Origin of the sequence: Pseudomonas lactucae (assembly GCF_016937615.1) — a bacterium.
Lineage (GTDB): Bacteria > Pseudomonadota > Gammaproteobacteria > Pseudomonadales > Pseudomonadaceae > Aquipseudomonas > Aquipseudomonas lactucae.
In genome coordinates this window covers 1-15507 of the sequence record NZ_JAFHKI010000205.1, presented here as the reverse complement: position 1 = coordinate 15507, position 15507 = coordinate 1, and the positions used below count along the sequence as shown (strand labels likewise).

The 15507-nt window shown below is 61.9% G+C and carries 13 protein-coding genes and 2 pseudogenes; 11 read left to right on the top strand and 4 right to left on the bottom strand.

Annotation, left to right across the window (positions count from 1 at the left end):
- Positions 1–375: pseudogene (locus JWR98_RS27985) on the bottom strand (Gfo/Idh/MocA family oxidoreductase); the annotation flags it as partial.
- A gap of 185 nt (positions 376–560) precedes the next feature.
- On the opposite strand from JWR98_RS27985, the gene JWR98_RS27980 reads away from it, so the two are divergent.
- Together JWR98_RS27980 and JWR98_RS27975 are read left to right on the top strand one after the other, a co-directional pair.
- The gene (locus JWR98_RS27980; protein WP_205491780.1) at positions 561–2522 is read left to right on the top strand and encodes a sigma-54 interaction domain-containing protein; all 1962 of its coding nucleotides are present in this window, start codon (positions 561–563) and stop codon (positions 2520–2522) included.
- 168 nt (positions 2523–2690) lie between these two features.
- Positions 2691–3215, top strand: a complete 525-nt coding sequence (locus JWR98_RS27975; protein ID WP_205491778.1) for a DUF2867 domain-containing protein — start codon at positions 2691–2693, stop codon at positions 3213–3215.
- A gap of 35 nt (positions 3216–3250) precedes the next feature.
- On the opposite strand, the gene JWR98_RS27970 is transcribed toward JWR98_RS27975, so the two are convergent.
- A complete protein-coding gene (locus tag JWR98_RS27970; protein WP_205491777.1) occupies positions 3251–3550 on the bottom strand; it encodes a DUF6124 family protein in 300 nt (99 codons plus the stop codon).
- A gap of 467 nt (positions 3551–4017) precedes the next feature.
- On the opposite strand from JWR98_RS27970, the gene JWR98_RS27965 reads away from it, so the two are divergent.
- Positions 4018–4866 carry an EamA family transporter gene (locus JWR98_RS27965; RefSeq protein ID WP_205491776.1) on the top strand — a complete coding sequence of 283 codons (849 nt, stop codon included), beginning with the start codon at positions 4018–4020 and terminating at the stop codon, positions 4864–4866.
- A complete protein-coding gene (locus JWR98_RS27960) occupies positions 4866–5792 on the top strand; it encodes a LysR substrate-binding domain-containing protein (protein ID WP_205491775.1) in 927 nt (308 codons plus the stop codon). The genes JWR98_RS27965 and JWR98_RS27960 overlap by 1 nt, the downstream gene beginning before the upstream one ends.
- A gap of 27 nt (positions 5793–5819) precedes the next feature.
- Here JWR98_RS27960 and rtcR read toward each other — a convergent pair.
- Positions 5820–7401 (bottom strand): annotated as a pseudogene (gene rtcR / locus JWR98_RS27955) (RNA repair transcriptional activator RtcR).
- 211 nt (positions 7402–7612) lie between these two features.
- Here rtcR and JWR98_RS27950 point away from each other — a divergent pair.
- The 3 genes from JWR98_RS27950 to rtcA are packed head-to-tail and all read left to right on the top strand — an operon-like array spanning position 7613 to position 10676.
- On the top strand, positions 7613–8839 hold the full coding sequence (locus JWR98_RS27950) for an RtcB family protein (protein WP_078732769.1): 1227 nt from the start codon (positions 7613–7615) through the stop codon (positions 8837–8839).
- Between the two features lie 14 nt (positions 8840–8853).
- Positions 8854–9642, top strand: a complete 789-nt coding sequence (locus tag JWR98_RS27945) for a nucleotidyltransferase domain-containing protein (RefSeq protein ID WP_078732770.1) — start codon at positions 8854–8856, stop codon at positions 9640–9642.
- An 8-nt stretch (positions 9643–9650) separates the two neighbouring features.
- Entirely contained in the window at positions 9651–10676 is a 1026-nt protein-coding gene (rtcA, locus tag JWR98_RS27940) for an RNA 3'-terminal phosphate cyclase (RefSeq protein ID WP_078732771.1), read from the top strand.
- Here the strand turns inward: rtcA and JWR98_RS27935 are convergent.
- Positions 10673–11716, bottom strand: coding sequence for a LacI family DNA-binding transcriptional regulator (locus tag JWR98_RS27935; RefSeq protein ID WP_078732772.1), 1044 nt, complete (start codon positions 11714–11716; stop codon positions 10673–10675). The genes rtcA and JWR98_RS27935 overlap by 4 nt on opposite strands.
- A 162-nt stretch (positions 11717–11878) precedes the next feature.
- Between JWR98_RS27935 and JWR98_RS27930 the strand changes: the two genes are divergently transcribed.
- From JWR98_RS27930 to JWR98_RS27915, 4 genes are read left to right on the top strand one after another with little or no spacing between them, the layout of a single operon-like run.
- Positions 11879–12973: a fatty acid desaturase family protein gene (locus tag JWR98_RS27930; RefSeq protein ID WP_205491774.1), complete on the top strand. Its 1095-nt coding sequence runs from the start codon at positions 11879–11881 to the stop codon at positions 12971–12973.
- A 26-nt stretch (positions 12974–12999) separates the two neighbouring features.
- The gene (locus tag JWR98_RS27925; protein ID WP_003173381.1) at positions 13000–13320 is read left to right on the top strand and encodes a MocE family 2Fe-2S type ferredoxin; all 321 of its coding nucleotides are present in this window, start codon (positions 13000–13002) and stop codon (positions 13318–13320) included.
- Positions 13321–13322: 2 nt separating this feature from the next.
- Positions 13323–14522: an NAD(P)/FAD-dependent oxidoreductase gene (locus JWR98_RS27920; protein ID WP_205491773.1), complete on the top strand. Its 1200-nt coding sequence runs from the start codon at positions 13323–13325 to the stop codon at positions 14520–14522.
- Positions 14523–14524: 2 nt separating this feature from the next.
- Positions 14525–15349 (top strand): sugar phosphate isomerase/epimerase family protein, encoded by an 825-nt coding sequence (locus JWR98_RS27915; protein ID WP_205491772.1) that lies wholly within the window; start codon positions 14525–14527, stop codon positions 15347–15349.
- Positions 15350–15507 lie beyond the last annotated feature (158 nt).

Sequence of the window (15507 nt, the reverse complement as noted above, 5' to 3'; positions counted from 1 at the left end):
GCCGACCTGCAACGCAACGCGGGCATCGGCGGCGGCGGCAATGGCGCGGTCGGCTTCATCGAGGGTGATGGCCATGGGTTTTTCGCAGAAGATTCCTTTGCCGGCGCGGGCGGCGCTGATCACCAGTTCGGCATGGCTGGCGGGCGGGGGCGGCGATGATCACGCGTCGATGTCCGGGTCGTCGAGCAACTGTTGTGGGTCGGTGTAGACCTTGTCTACTCCCAGTTCAGCCGCCAGGCGCGCGGCCTGGCCAGGGGTGGGATCGGCTATCGCGGTCAGGCGGGCACCGGGGATATGCCGCGCGGCGGTCAGGCCGTGGAAGCTGCCCATGCGACCGGCACCGATCAGGCCCAGGCGGATGTTTTGTTTACTCATGTGGTGACCCCTTCTTATTGTTGGCCCCAGGACGTTCCTGGCGGGCAAAGGGGTAAGAGCAAGGGCTGTGCCAATTTATAAGTTATTGATAATTAATGGTTTATATAAAATCTATAAACAGTAAGTGTTCATTTTTATGACATGCCTATACTGACATGTCAAAAACGTGAACATGGAGACGGCGAATGAACATGGCCTTCAGCGTACAAGACCTCGATTACCTCACGGACCTGGGGCCTGCGGCGCTGAATGAGGGCCCCATTGCCGCGCTGGAGCAGGCGTGGCGTGATTGCCAGGATGGCCGGGTGCAACGCCCAGCTGGTGTCCGCCAAGTGATCTGGGAATCCTGGCGGCGCAGTGTCCAGGCCGCTGTCGACCCCGCCGACAGCCAGTATCGCTTTGTCGCGGCGCCAACCCTGGCGGCCACTCTGGCCACCCATCGCGTACTGATCGCCGCCGCCGCGCAGGTCATGCATGGCTTGCTGGCCTACAACCCTCGCGGGCATATCAACCTCACCGATGTCGATGGCACCACCCTGTATTTTTGCGGCCTGGATATCACCCCGGTGGGCAGTCGCTTGCTGGAGTCGGTACAAGGCACCAACTGTACCGGGCTGGCATTGGCCGAGGACCGTCTGGTCTACGTGCTGGCCGAAGAAAACTTCGCCGTCGGCCTGCGCCAGCGCCGCATGCACTGCGCCGCCGCGCCGATCAAGAATGCCCAGGGCCAGACCCTGGCCATGCTCACCCTCACCGCCGAACCCGGCTGGTTCCACTTCCACACCCTGGGCACGGTGCAGGCCGCGGCAGAGGCCGTCTCCCGGCAGATGGCGCTGCAAGCATTGCTCGAAGAACAGCGGGCCATGCTCGAAGTGCTCAACGAAGGGTTGGTGGTGCTGGATGAGCGTGGTTGCATCAAGGCGCTCAACCGCTATGCCCGGCAGTTGTTCGGAGTGGGGCTGGAGCTGATCGGCAGTCCGTTCCAGCGCCTGGGGCGCAGTGAATTGAGCGATCCGCCGAGTGAGCCTGTGCGCGACCTGGATTGCACCTTCCACCTGCACGACCTTAGCCAACTCGCGTGCCTGGTCTCGGTGTGCCCGCTGGAGCAGGGCGGGGTGATTGTGTCGCTGCGCGAGAACCGGCGCATTCGCGAAATCACCCGGCGTATTGTCGGTACCCAGGCGCGCTATACCTTCGACACCATCCAGGGTACATCGCGGGCGATCCAGGATGCGCTGCACCTGGCGCGTATTGCCAGTCGCAGTGATTCCACCACGCTGATCCTGGGGGAGAGCGGCACCGGAAAAGAGCTCTTCGCCCAGGCCATCCATAACGCCAGCGAGCGTTGCAACGGCCCGTTCGTGGCGGTCAACTGCGGCGCGATTCCACGGGACCTGGTGCAGAGCGAACTGTTCGGCCATGTCGAGGGCGCCTTCACCGGCTCGGCCCGGGGCGGGGCGGCGGGCAAGTTCGAACTGGCCGATGGCGGTACCATTTTTCTCGACGAAATTGGCGACATGTCCTTCGACGCCCAGGTCAGCCTGCTGCGCGTGTTGCAGGAAGGCGAGATTGCGCGCGTCGGGGCCAAAAGCGCACGCCAAGTGGATGTGCGCATCATCGCCGCCACCCACCGCAACCTCAGCCAGGCAGTGGCGGAGGGGGCCTTTCGCGAAGACCTCTACTACCGCCTCAACGTACTGAACCTGACCGTACCGCCCCTGCGCATGCGCCGCGACGATATCCCACTGCTGGCACGGCACTTTCTCACGCGCTGTGCCCGCTCGCTGCGTAAATCGGTGAAGGGTTTTTCGCCGCAGGCATTGGCCTTGCTCTCGGAGCATGCCTGGCCGGGCAACGTGCGCGAGCTGGAAAACGCCATCGAACGGGCAACCAACCTGGCCATGAGCGAGTTGATCCAGCCTGGCGATTTGCCGTTGGACGCCAGGCCCCGCCCACTGGCCCGAGCGTATGAACCTCAACCCGCCCAAGACCTGAGTAGCCACGAAATGCATGCCATCGTCGCCGCGCTGAAAAACACCGGCGGCAATATCCGCCTGGCTGCTCAACAGCTGAACGTGTCGCGGGGTGGACTGTATAACAAGATGAGTCGGTTTGGGTTGAGTGCCGGGGATTTTCGGGGCGGATGAGAGGGTATGGCGCAACTCTGCGCTGGCGGGTGCCGGTCGGCGCACTATAGGATGGGATGGTTGGTTGATTGGGTTCGATGCCGACAAGTGCCGTGCGACGTTGCGCCCGGTTCTGCCGGCTGGGCAGCAAGAAACCTATTGAGTAGTCAGATCTAAGGAGAGATCCCGATGCCCCGCGAAGTTGAACCCATTATGTGCGTACCCGTCCCCTCGAGGTCCGGCATTACCCACCTTTACACGTCGATGAACCTGGCGGACGCCTTTGCGATTCGGCTCCCGGCGGGCACATCGAGCAATCCGGATCTGCTGGCTCGATTCATCCTTTTCCACCAGCCGTCCTGGATCGGATGGCTCCTGAAAGTGCGAGACACTCTCGTTGTGTGTTTGGGTCTCAAGACAGCCAAGCATCTGGCATCACTGGCTGATCGGGTTGGCCCCTTCAAGGTCTACAGCACGAACCAGGCTGAAATCGTGTTGGGAGAGGACGACATGCACCTCGACTTCCGGATATCGGTCCTGTGTTCTGAAGAGGCAGAGGCGCAAGGCAGTCGCCAACTGGTTTTTTCAACCGTGGTCCAGTGCCACAACCGTCTGGGCCGGGCCTACCTCTTCGTGATCGCCCCCTTTCACCGCTTGGTCGTCAAGGCCAGCCTGCGCCGTGCCGCGCGCATCGGTTGGCCTCTGGCTGGCTGAGTCGGTGTGGCTTGGCTGCCACATTTGAACTGAGTTTAGGCCGAGGGCTTCATGCACTCGATAGAGCGATCCACTGTGGCCCTGGCAATCTCCAGCAAATGCCACACCGCCAGAATCTTCGCGCGCTGAGGATTGTCGAGCGCCTCGCCGCAATCCAGCGCAGTCGCCGAAGCACTGTCGAGCAAACTGGCGGTGTAGAGCAGGGCGTCTTCGAAGCTCAGGTCTTCGTTGATGGCGTGAAAGCCTTGGGTGGGCAAATAGTGGTCGATGGCGCGGTTGAAGGCGGCACGGTCTTTGGCGGGGTCGCGGGGTGGGTCGGGTAGGACTTTATTCATTGTGTAACTCCTATTGAGCAAGGGAGCTACCACCAACGCTGCTAAACGAGGGTGGCAGCTGTACGCGGGTTAGCAGACCGGTCAATAGGAAAACCAGCGCACCCGAGGGTGCCCCGCGCACAGCCACCATAAAACGCAGAGGTGAACCGTGTGCCTATTGATGTCAGGCTGCTAAACCCGATCACTGAAATCCAGCGACGCAGCGAAGACTAGCCACCGATTGCAACAGGCACAAGGCGGCGGAGATTGTCTAGGAAACGTCCTGCAATTAAAAGGGAGGCGCCTTGCTGGCCTTTTACAAATCATGACCAAGTGCCATTAACCCGCCTGTCTCAGCGAGTTCTTCGGTGTGTGGCAGTAAGTCTGATATGAAGAACTTTCACCGTAGCGCTGACAAGTTTTCGCTTCTGGTCGGTGTGCTGGGCAGCGTTGAATAGTCGCCTTTATTTCCCACTTAGCCGAGCCCAATGGACAACGCCGATATCGCCATCACCCTAGTCTTGGTTTCCGCCTTCATGCACGCCACCTGGAATGCCGTTGTCCGCGCCGGCAGTAGCCGCTTCATGACCTTGGCGATGGTTGATGGCACCGCATTTGCGATCTGCCTGGCGGCGCTGCCGCTGGTCGATCTGCCGAGCCTGGAGGTGTGGGGCTATGTGCTGGTTTCTGTGGTACTCAATACGGTCTATCGCCTGTTCCTGATCAAGGCTTACGAAACCGGCGACTTCGGCCAGGTCTACCCGGTGATGCGCGGCGTACCGCCGGTGCTGGTCGCGCTCTTTTCCTACTTCCTGTTGGGTGAACGCCTGTCGTTCCAGGCGATGGCTGGGGTTCTTCTGATTTGTGGGGGGATCATCAGCCTGACCTTTTTGCGCAGGATGACCGCGCACATGTTCAAGCCGATCCTGATGGCGGTGTGTGCGGGGGTATTTATCGCGTCCTACACGGTGGTGGATGCCAAAGGAGTAAGGGCCAGTGAGACGGTGTTGCAGTACATTCTTTATCTCACGGTATGCCAGAGCATTCCGATCCCGTTACTGGCGTTTTTCAAGGAGCGGCCGGCACTCGTCAAGGCTGTGCGTAGCCATTGGCGCGTGGGCGTGATCGGGGGAGTGTTCTATTTGACATCCTATGGTCTGGTGCTGTTCGCGCTGTCGCTGGACGCGGTGGCCAAGGTCTCAGCGCTGCGGGAAACCAGTGTTATTATCGGCGCCATCATTGCTGCGCTGTTCTTCCATGAGCGGTTCGGCTGGCGACGGATGCTTTCGGCGTTCGTCATTGTTTGCGGGATCATTCTGATCAAGGTGAGCACCTGATGGCCCAGCGCCCGCCACCCACGCCGATGCTTCAAGCCTTCGTCAGTGCTGCGCAAACCGGCAGTTTTGCGCGCGCTGCGTCCGAGTTGAATCTCACCGCCAGTGCCATCAGCCATCAAATTGCGGGCCTGGAAGAGTGGTGGGGTTTGCAACTGTTCGAGCGGCATTCACGGGGGGTCAAGCTCACGGCAGCAGGGCAGGCCTTGTTGCCGGTGACCGAGGTTTTTTTCAAAGGGCTGGATGCGGTGCTTCATTCGCTGAATCCGAGCAAGTCCTCGCCGCTTTACCTTTCCTGCACCTCTTCACTCTGTTCATCCTGGCTGATCCCCAGGATGCATGGATCTTACGCAGAAGCCTCGTTCAACCTTGACCTGGTGCTGAACAGCGCGGACATAAGCAGCGCCAATTTGAGTGCTCATCCATTCGATGTTGCGGTGGTGATGGGGCATGGAAACTATCCGGACCACCATGTTGAGCTGTTGATGCGCGATGAAGTGTTCCCTGTGTGCTCACCGGAATTTCAACGTGTGAATGGCAATATTGTGTTGGCGCAGATCGCGCGGTACCCGCTGATTCATCGGGTCGATGACCAGGTGTGTCCAAGCTGGGAAAGCTGGTTCGCGTTTCAGGGCCTCGCCGCACCGCCCCATCATCATGGGCCGCGCTTTCCGGATTCCAGCCTGGCCATCAGCCTGGCGATCAAAGGCGGCGGGATTGCCTTGGGCAGGACTGCGTTGGTCCATGACGCATTGAAAGATGGCTCCTTATTGGCGCTGGACGCTCCTGCAATGATGTCGCCTGCTGCTTATTACATCATCTGCCGAAATGGCCGTCAGTCAGAGCCTGATATCGCCCGGCTGTTTCACTGGCTCAAATCCCAGGTGGATGAATTTTTGCGTGAGGTAAAATCCCACCGTGGCCGTTGATCTCATCCACCGGGACTACCGCCTGCCCTACGGCTTCAACTGCTTCCAATCAATCGAAAACCGCGCGAGGTATTTGCGCAGCCGGTCCGCATCGTTCGGTTGCGCCTTGGCCTGGCGTGACACGCTAAACAAGCGTCGGCCTGCATCGGACAGGCTGTCGGATTGCAGGCATATGTCGATGACGGCCTTGAGTTGCAACTGGTCAAACAGATCCAGGTCGGCCGGCAGGCACGCGTGGGGTGCGCTAATTCCCCAGGCATAACGCAGGCGCTGTATTTCTTCCTCGACCTGGGCTTGATCGATACGCCCGCTGTCGGCCAGGGTCGCCATGCGTGTGATGGAGGCGGACAGTTCGCGAAAGTTGCCCAACCACGCCGCTTCGCTGGAGCAGGCAAATGCCAGGTAGTGGCGCCGCGCTTCCAGGTTGAAACGTACGCGACGGCCTTGTTCGCGTGCGTGGCGCTCCAACTCGAAGTCGAGGTTCGGCTCGATGTCTTCGCGGCGGCCCGCCAGGCCGGGCAAGTCGAAGGTCCACAGGTTGATGCGCGCATAGAGGTCTTCGCGAAACAACCCTTCGGCAACGCGCCCGCGCAGGTCGCGGTGGGTGCCGGCGATGATCAGGAAGTCGCTGGCCACTTCGGTGTCGGCGCCCATCGGGTAGAAGCGTTTTTCTTCGATGGCCTTGAGCAGCATGGCTTGTTCGTCGAGGCCCAGTTCGCCGATTTCATCGAGGAACAGCATGCCGCCATGGGCGGCGCGCAGCAGGCCGTCGCGGGCGTTTTGCGCGCCGGTGAAGGCGCCCTTGATATGCCCGAACAGCGCGGACATGGCGCCATCGCCGCGCAGGGTGGCGCAGTTCACTTCAACGAAGCGGCCCTGCAGTTGATGGCGGCTGCGCTTGAGTTCGTAGATGCGCCGGGCGAGGAAGGATTTGCCGGCGCCGGTCGGGCCGATCAACAGCATCGGCGCGGTTGAGCGCACGGCCACGCGTTCGATCTGCTCGATGGAGGCGTTGAAGGCAGGGTTGCGTGTGGCGATCCCGGATTTGAGAAACGCCAGGCCTTCCAGGCGCTGGTGGGCGAAACGCGAGGCGATGCGGTCGTAGCGCGACAGGTCGAGGTCGATCAGGGCATGGGTGCCGGTGGCGGGTGCGTCGGCATCCAGGCGTCGGCTGGGGGAGGTCTGGATCAGGCGGGCCGGCAGGGTGCGCGCTTCGGTGAGCAGGAACCAGCAAATCTGCGCCACGTGGGTGCCGGTGGTGATATGCACCAGGTAATCCTCGCGCTCGGTGTCGAAGCGGTAGGCACCGGTGAAGTCGTGCAACGCGCCGTACACCTCTTCGAAATCCCAGGGATTGGCCAGCGGCATCGGGCGGCAGGCGCACCTCGGTGTGGGGCGAGATCTGCTGGATGTCGGCACGCACTCGCTCGGCAAGGCTGACATCGCGTGCGTCGATGTCGTGGATCAGTTCCAGGCGGTCGATCTGCAGGTCATCCTGCTGGCATAGCCCGACGCTGGGACGCCAGTGGTTCCACCGATTGGCGCCCTTGCCGACGCGATCCAGCTTGGAACCGATAAATCCGATGGCGACCGTGCGCTTGTGTTTCATGGCTGGACCAAAATATAAGTAACGATATGTAAGGATAGGAATAGGGCGATTGGTTTGTCACCGCTTTTTCAGCGATAAAAAATATCAAATAAAAATACTCATATAAAACAGTGTATTACGTATTTTTAGCCGCGAGCGGAAAACCTGGCACGTCTGCTGCTATCACCAGGACAACGCCGCAACGTCGGCTTCTCAAAAAAGAATTCAGATCATGCAAAACAACACCTACCAACTGCTGGAAGTCGCCAACGGCAAACCGATCAAGCTCTGGACCGAAGGCGTTCCGGTGGAGCCCGAAGCCCGTCAGCAGCTGATGAACACCGCCAGAATGCCGTTTATCTTCAAGCACCTCGCGGTGATGCCGGATGTGCACCTGGGCAAGGGCTCGACCATCGGCAGCGTGATTCCCACCGTGGGCGCGATCATTCCGGCGGCGGTAGGGGTGGACATCGGCTGCGGCATGATCGCCGTGCGCACCACGCTGATGGCCGGTGACTTGCCCGATAACCTGCATGGGCTGCGTTGTGCCATCGAGGCCGCCGTGCCCCATGGCCGTACCCGCAGCCGTAAAGGCCGTGACAAAGGCGCGTGGGAAGACGTGCCGGCCCAGGCCGATCAGGTATGGGCCACGTTGCATCCGCGCTTCAAGGCGATCACCGACAAGTACCCGCAACTGGAGCGCAGCAACCACCGCCAGCACCTGGGGACGTTGGGCACCGGCAACCACTTTGTCGAGGTGTGCCTGGATGAAGCCAACCGTGTCTGGTTCATGTTGCACAGCGGCTCGCGGGGTGTGGGCAATGCCATCGGCAACCTGTTTATCCAGCTGGCCCAGGCAGACATGCGCCAGCACCTGGCCAACCTGCCGGACCGCGACCTGGCGTATTTCGAAGAGGGCAGCCGGCACTTCGATGACTACGTGCAAGCCGTGGGCTGGGCCCAGGATTTTGCCCGCCAGAACCGCGAGTTAATGATGCGCGCGGTGGTCCAGGCCACGCGACAGGTGATCAGCAAACCGTTTGAAGTGGCGCTGGAAGCGGTGAACTGCCATCACAACTATGTGCAAAAAGAGCGGCATTTTGGCGAAGACATCTTGGTGACCCGCAAGGGCGCGGTCTCCGCGAAAAAAGGCGAGCTGGGGATTATCCCGGGCTCCATGGGCGCAAAAAGCTTCATCGTGCGCGGACTGGGCAACGAAGAATCGTTCTGCTCGTGCAGCCATGGTGCCGGCCGCACCATGAGCCGCACCCAGGCGAAGAACACCTTCACCGTCGCCGACCAGATCCGCGCGACCGCCCATGTGGAGTGCCGCAAGGACGCCGATGTGATCGACGAAATACCGATGGCCTACAAGGACATCGACCAAGTCATGCACGCCCAGCGCGAGTTGGTGCAAGTGCTGCACACCTTGCGTCAGGTGGTGTGCGTCAAGGGATAAACGGAGGAATCGAGATGCAAAGGGAAGAACGGCACCCATTGAGCGACGCCATGCGCGCCCGGGTTGCGCAGGAATTGGACCGAATAGAGCGCGAGCGCAATGTGAAAGTGCTGTATGCCTGCGAATCCGGCAGCCGCGCCTGGGGCTTTGCGTCCACCGACAGCGACTACGATGTGCGCTTCGTCTACGTGGAAAAACCTGATTGGTTCATGCAGGTGGATGCGCAGCGCGATGTGATCGAACGTCCGCTGGATGACGAGTTGGACGTGAGTGGTTGGGAACTGCGCAAGACTTTGGGTCTGCTGCGCAAATCCAATCCCACGTTGCTGGAGTGGCTGGATTCGCCGTTGGTGTATCGCCAGGAAACCGAGGTCACCGCGCAGTTGCGGGCGCTGGCCGAAGCCTTCTACAGCCCGCCAGCTGCGCGCAATCACTACCTGTCGATGGCCAGGAAGACCTTTCGTGGTTACCTGCAAGGCGAAACGGTACGTTTCAAGAAGTACTTCTACGTGCTGCGGCCGTTGCTGGCGGTGCGCTGGATCGATCTAGGCCTGGGGCGGCCGCCGATGACCTTCGCCGACTTGCTGAGCACGGTGAACGACGCGGCTCTGTTGGACGAAGTGGCGACGTTGCTGGCGCTCAAACGCAATGCCGGTGAGGCGGCTTATGGTCCGCGGCGGCCGGCGTTGCATGCCTTCATCGCGGCTGAGCTGGAGCGCGAGGTGCCGGTATTGCCACGCACTCGGGAAGACTCGCAACGACTGGACCGCTACCTGCGGGACACGGTCAAACGCTTTGCATAAGGATGGTTATGAAACAGGACGTGATTGAACTGGAGGGCGCCATCGGCGGTGGTCAGGTATTGCGCAGTGGCGTGAGCCTGTCGATGGTAACCGGGCGGACGTTGTTCATCAGGAACATCCGTGCCAAGCGCAGCCGCCCGGGGTTGATGCGCCAACACTTGACGGCCGTGCTGGCAGCGGCGCAGGTGTGTGGCGCGCGGGTGGAAGGCGCTGAGCTGGGGTCGCAAACCCTGCGCTTTGCGCCGGGGCCGATTTCGGGCGGCGACTACCGCTTTGCGATTGGCACGGCGGGCAGTTGCACTCTGGTGTTGCAAACGCTGTTGCCGGCGTTGCTGCGGGCACCGACCGCCAGCCGCGTGACCCTTTGCGGCGGCACGCATAACCCGCTGGCACCGCCAGTGGACTTTTTGCAACGCGCCTGGTTGCCGCTGTTGCGGCGCATGGGCGCGCGTGTCGAGTTGACGCTGGTCCGGCATGGTTTCGTCCCAGCCGGTGGCGGCGAGTTGCAGGCGTTTATCCAGCCCGGCGAACTGGCGCCGTTGCACCTGATGCAGCGTGGCACGTTGTTGCAAGCGCGGGCGACCACGCTGAGCGCAGGCCTGCCGGCCCAGGTGAGCGAGCGTGAGTTCAAGCGCGTACGCCAGCGACTGGGCTTGCGCCTGGCGCAGTTGTTTGCGGTCGAGATAGACCCCGATCAAGGCCCGGGCAATGTGCTGATGCTGGAGTATGCACACGAGCACGTCACCGAAGTGTTCAGCGCCTTTGGCATGGCCAGGGTTCGCGCTGAAACCGTGGCCGATGAGGCGATCAACCAGGCCCTGCAATGGCAGGCCAGCGACACGGCGGTGGGCGAACACCTGGCCGATCAACTGCTGTTGCCGATGGCATTGGCGGGCGGTGGCAGTTTTACCACCGCGCAGATGAGCGATCATTTGCACAGCAACATGGCGGTGATCCGCCGCTTCCTGCCGGTAGTGATTGAAAGCCACGAGCAGGAGGAGGGCGGGTTGAAGGTTGAGTGTCGGGCGCGCTAAAGATTCTCGGAGGTGACAATCCGCGGCGCTATATGCACCCGATGCCGCACCGCATCAAACCCCTCGGCGCTCTGCAATTGCACCAGCAGTTCCACTAGCGCCACTGCCGTCTGGCGCGGCTGCGAGTCCATCACCACATCGATCAGGCCCTGGCTCAACGCCTGGCGTGACAGCTCGGTTGACTCCTGCAAAATGCAGCACAGCGCCGGGCGCTTGGGCAGTTGTGCCAGGGCACTGATGATGCCGTCGCCCCCGCCGCCCACCACGCACAGCCCACGCAGGTCGGTGTGGCGGCTGATCAGGTCGAGGGTGGCTTCTTCGGTGATGTCGCAGTTGTCCAGGTTGATCAGCGGTTCCAGCGGCTTGAGCCCCGGTGCGTGTTCGGCCAGGTAGCTGTGCAGGCCTTCGACCCGTGCCTGGTGGCCGAGGAAGCGATGGCCGCCGAGCAGGATCCCTACGCTGCCTTTGCGCGCACCGCAGGTACGTGCGAGCAACCAGCCCATGGTGCGCCCGACCACGTGGTTGTCCTGGCCCACGTAGGGCTCCAGGGCCTGCTCATGAATATCCGAGAGCAGCGCCACCACCGGCACGCCGGCCGCACGGATCTGTGCCAGGCACGCGTTGATCAGCGGGTGGGCAAAGCTGACCACTGCCAGCGCGTCGCACTGCACGGCCAATTGCTCGATCTGCGCGACGATGGTGCTCGGCGTGCGGTCATTGATGTAGTCGAACTGGCAGGTGAGGTTGGCCGTGGCGTGATGCTCGGCGGCGGCGCTGATCGACTGCGCCAGGTTCGCGTAGAACGCCTGGGCCGTGCCCAGCAGCAGGATGCCGAAACGGTAGGTGGGGCGACGTTCGCGAATGCGTTGGCCGATCAGCCGCGCGGCAAAATAGCCCACGGCTTCGGCGGCCTGGAACACCTGTTCGGCGGTGTCCGGGTTCACCGGCGCACGCGCGTTCAATACGCGGTCGACGGTGGCCACGCTGAGGCCCGCCTGGGCGGCGACAGTGGCGATGGTTGGGCGTTTGTTGTTGTGCATGGCTGGCCCCTTGTGCGTCTTGATAGAAAACTATCAAGCCCCGCTGGGCCTGGATGATAGCTTGATAGGGAATGGATTCAAGGCCTTGAGAGGGATTTGGCTGCACTCTATGGTTGGTCTCGCAAAGCATCTGAAACTTTTCGCTTGCGGAGAACAATAACAATGCCTGAACACACCGCCCAAACCGCCCGGCGCGACTACAGCCTCACCGGCCCCGAAGCTGCACGCGCGGCTGAAAAAGGCCTGGTCTCGGCCAGTTGGTATCAATCGCCGATTTCCCGTAAACGCATGAAAGAACTGATGCAGCGCCGCGACGGCCCCGCGCTGCTCGACACGGCCATATGGGTAAGCGCGCTGGTCGCCACCGCGGCGGGTGGCGTCTGGTTTTGGGGCTCGTGGGCCTGCGTGCCGTTCTTTATCGTTTACGGTGTGCTCTACGGCACCGCCTCCAACCCGCGCTGGCACGAGACCGGCCACGGCACCGCATTCAAGACCCGTTGGATGAATGACGTGCTGTACCAGGTCGCGTGCTTCATGTGCATCTTCGAACCCCATGTGTGGCGATGGAGCCATGCCCGCCACCACACCGACACCATCGTCGTCGGGCGTGATCCGGAGATTGTCGAGCCGCGTCCGCCGAGCCCGTGGATGATGTTTCTCAGCCTGTTCAATTTGCCCCTGGCCTGGAAAACCTTCAGCGGCGTGGCACGCCATGCGGTCGGCCGGATGAGTGCCCAGGAGCAGGACTTTATCCCTGAATCGGAGTGGCCCAAGGTGTTCCGCGCCGCGCAGATCTGGGTGGGTCTTTATGCGGTGCTCATCGGCACGGCGTTGTACCTGCACAGCTGGCTGCCGCTGATGCTGGTGGGCCTGCCGAGTATTTATGGCGCCTGGCTCGGCTACATCTTTGGTCTGACCCAGCACGTGGGCCTGGCCGAAGACGTGCTCGACCACCGCAGCAATTGCCGCACCATCTACATGAACCGCGTGCTGCGCTTTATCTACATGAACATGAACTACCACCTTGAGCACCACATGTACCCAATGGTGCCATACCACGCCCTGGCGCAATTGCACGAAGAGATCCGCGGCGACTGCCCGCCGCCGTACGCCAATCTGTTCGAGGCTTACCAAGAGATCATCCCGACGCTCTGGAAGCAGCGCAGCGACCCGACGTATTTCGTGCAGCGGCCGATTCGCTCCCAGGCAGAACCGGCTGCCAATGCCCCGACACATGCACAAGCTGCTGTTAGCTAATCCTCCTTAAAGCAAGAGATAACGCCATGAACGATCAATGGATCGACGTCTGCGCCGTGGGCGAAATAGACGAGGAAGACGTGCTGCGCTTCGATCACGGTGCCCACACCTACGCGGTGTTCCGCTCCGCCGACAATGAATTTTTTGCCACCGCTGGCCTGTGCACCCACGAGAAAATCCACCTCGCCGACGGCCTGGTGATGGACCATGTGGTCGAGTGCCCCAAACACAACGGGCGTTTCGATTATCGCTCGGGCAAGGCCCTCGGCGCGCCGGTGTGCGTCAACCTCAAGACCTACCCGGTGCGGGTCGAAGCGGGGCGGGTGTTACTCGCCGTCACGGCGTGATGATGAGCGACGCTCTGATCATCGTCGGCGCCGGCCATGCCGGTGGCCGTGCGGCGTTGACCCTGCGCGAAGAAGGGTACACCGGGCGCCTGGTGCTGATCGGCGACGAACCGCACCTGCCCTATGAGCGGCCGCCGCTGTCCAAGGGGTTGCTGCAGGGCACCGCTGACCTGGCGGCGTGCAGCCTGTGCGACAGCGCACGGATGGCTGAGTTGAATATCGAACATATCGCCGCTAACCCAGTGACCCGGTTGCAGCCACAGCAACAGCGGCTGCAACTCGCCGACGGCCAATGGCTGGGCTATGCCGGTTTGCTGCTGGCCACTGGCGGCCGGGCGCGGCGTTTGCCTCAAGCGCAAGGCAACCTGCTTTACCTGCGTACCCATGATGAAGCCGTGGCCCTGCGCAGTGCCTTGCGTCCCGGCGCGCGGCTGGTGATTGTCGGCGGTGGGTTTATCGGTCTTGAGGTCGCCGCCACGGCCCGAAGCCTGGGCTGTGAGGTCAGCGTGCTCGAAGCCGGGCCGCGTCTGGCGGGTCGGGTATTGCCGCCGGTGATCAGCCAGGCGCTGTTGGATCTGCACCGCGGTCAAGGGGTCGATGTGCGGTTGAACGTGGCAGTGGAAGCCATCCATGACGACGCCGTGCAATTGGTTGACGGGCAGGTGCTGCCCTGTGACCTGGTGGTGGTGGGCATCGGCATGCAACCCAATCTCGAACTGGCCGCCAACGCAGGATTGGAGGTCGGGCAGGGCATTCGCGTGGACGCGTACCTGCGGACCAGCGCGCCGAACATCTATGCGGCTGGCGATGTCTGCGAGTTTCGCCTGGCGGGTGAGTATCAACGCCAGGAAACCTGGCGCAACGCCGAGGCGCAGGGGCGGCATGCAGCGCTGAATCTGTTGGGCCGTGAGGTGGCTTTTGACGCGATCCCCGGTTTCTGGTCCGACCAGTACGATTGGGGCTTGCAGACGGTGGGTGTGATGAGCGCCGCGACGGTCAGTCGCGTACTGCCGGCAGGCGGCCTGCTGCTGTTCGACCTCGATGCCGAGGGCCATTTGCAAGGCGCCTGCGGCTGGGGCCTGGGCAACAGCGTGGCCAAGGACATCAAGTTGTGCGAACGCCTGATCAGCGCCCATATCCCGCTCAACCCGGCCGGCCTGGCCGATCCTGAGCTGTCCCTTAAACAGTTGCTGCGAGGCTGACGATGCGCCAATTCGTGGTATTCCAATCGCTGTGGGCCATGCAAACCGAACCCGGCACGCTCGACGCGCAGCTGGATCGAATTGCCGAGGCCGGTTTCGACGGCATCACCGATCACTATTGGCGGCCCACCGAGGTGGCGCGCCTGCACGCCGCCGCCTCGGCCAGGGGCTTGCAGGTCGAAGGGCAGTTGTTCCCGCAATCGGTGGACGACCTGGCTGCCGCGCTGGATGTGATCAGCGGCTATGGCTGCCACCACCTCACCCTGCAAGCCGATGTGCGCCCGCGCACCCAGGCCGAAGCGGCCCGGCTGATCGAGGGCTGGCAACGCCTGGCCGAGCAGGTGGACTTTCCGGTGCTGCTGGAAACCCACCGTTATCGCCTGACTAATGATCTGCTGTTCACCCTCGACCTGCTGGCGCAGATGCCCGATTTAAAATTGCTCGCCGACCTGTCCCACTACGTGGTCGGGCGCGAACTGCCCGAGCCGGGCGCAGTCGAGGACGATGAGCAGATCCGCACGATCCTGCGTCACAGCTGGGGTTTTCATGGGCGCGTGGCCAGTAGCGAGCAGGTGCAGGTATCGCTGGAGTTTCCCCAGCATCAAGCCTGGGTCGAGCGTTTTACCGGCTGGTGGCGCTACGGCATCGAAGACTGGCTGGCCCGCGCCGATACGCCGCAGAGTTTGTCGTTCACCTGCGAACTGGGCCCGCCGCCTTATGCGATTATCGGCGCGGATGGGCGCGAGATCAGTGATCGTTGGGCTGAGGCGCTGAAGATGAAAGCACTGATACGCCAGGTTTGGGGCGATTGCCAAACGAGGGTCTGAAGAACACATGACTCAATGGTGTGAATACACCTTTTTTGTGGTGAGCAGGCTTGCCCTGCGCGGGCATAGGTATCTACACATCTGGGGTTGAACCTGTATCGAGGGAGCTTGCTCCCGTGACTACCGGGCAGGCGATCAAGTTGCAAGACATGTAAGCG

Coding starts and splice junctions, on each gene's coding strand:
- rtcA (WP_078732771.1), top strand. CDS start 9,651: ATGAAACAGGACGTGATTGAACTGGAGGGCGCCATCGGCGGTGGTCAG.
- JWR98_RS27920 (WP_205491773.1), top strand. CDS start 13,323: ATGAGCGACGCTCTGATCATCGTCGGCGCCGGCCATGCCGGTGGCCGT.
- JWR98_RS27975 (WP_205491778.1), top strand. CDS start 2,691: ATGCCCCGCGAAGTTGAACCCATTATGTGCGTACCCGTCCCCTCGAGG.
- JWR98_RS27950 (WP_078732769.1), top strand. CDS start 7,613: ATGCAAAACAACACCTACCAACTGCTGGAAGTCGCCAACGGCAAACCG.
- JWR98_RS27935 (WP_078732772.1), bottom strand. CDS start 11,716: ATGCACAACAACAAACGCCCAACCATCGCCACTGTCGCCGCCCAGGCG.
- JWR98_RS27915 (WP_205491772.1), top strand. CDS start 14,525: ATGCGCCAATTCGTGGTATTCCAATCGCTGTGGGCCATGCAAACCGAA.
- JWR98_RS27930 (WP_205491774.1), top strand. CDS start 11,879: ATGCCTGAACACACCGCCCAAACCGCCCGGCGCGACTACAGCCTCACC.
- JWR98_RS27970 (WP_205491777.1), bottom strand. CDS start 3,550: ATGAATAAAGTCCTACCCGACCCACCCCGCGACCCCGCCAAAGACCGT.
- JWR98_RS27945 (WP_078732770.1), top strand. CDS start 8,854: ATGCAAAGGGAAGAACGGCACCCATTGAGCGACGCCATGCGCGCCCGG.
- JWR98_RS27925 (WP_003173381.1), top strand. CDS start 13,000: ATGAACGATCAATGGATCGACGTCTGCGCCGTGGGCGAAATAGACGAG.
- JWR98_RS27980 (WP_205491780.1), top strand. CDS start 561: ATGAACATGGCCTTCAGCGTACAAGACCTCGATTACCTCACGGACCTG.
- JWR98_RS27960 (WP_205491775.1), top strand. CDS start 4,866: ATGGCCCAGCGCCCGCCACCCACGCCGATGCTTCAAGCCTTCGTCAGT.
- JWR98_RS27965 (WP_205491776.1), top strand. CDS start 4,018: ATGGACAACGCCGATATCGCCATCACCCTAGTCTTGGTTTCCGCCTTC.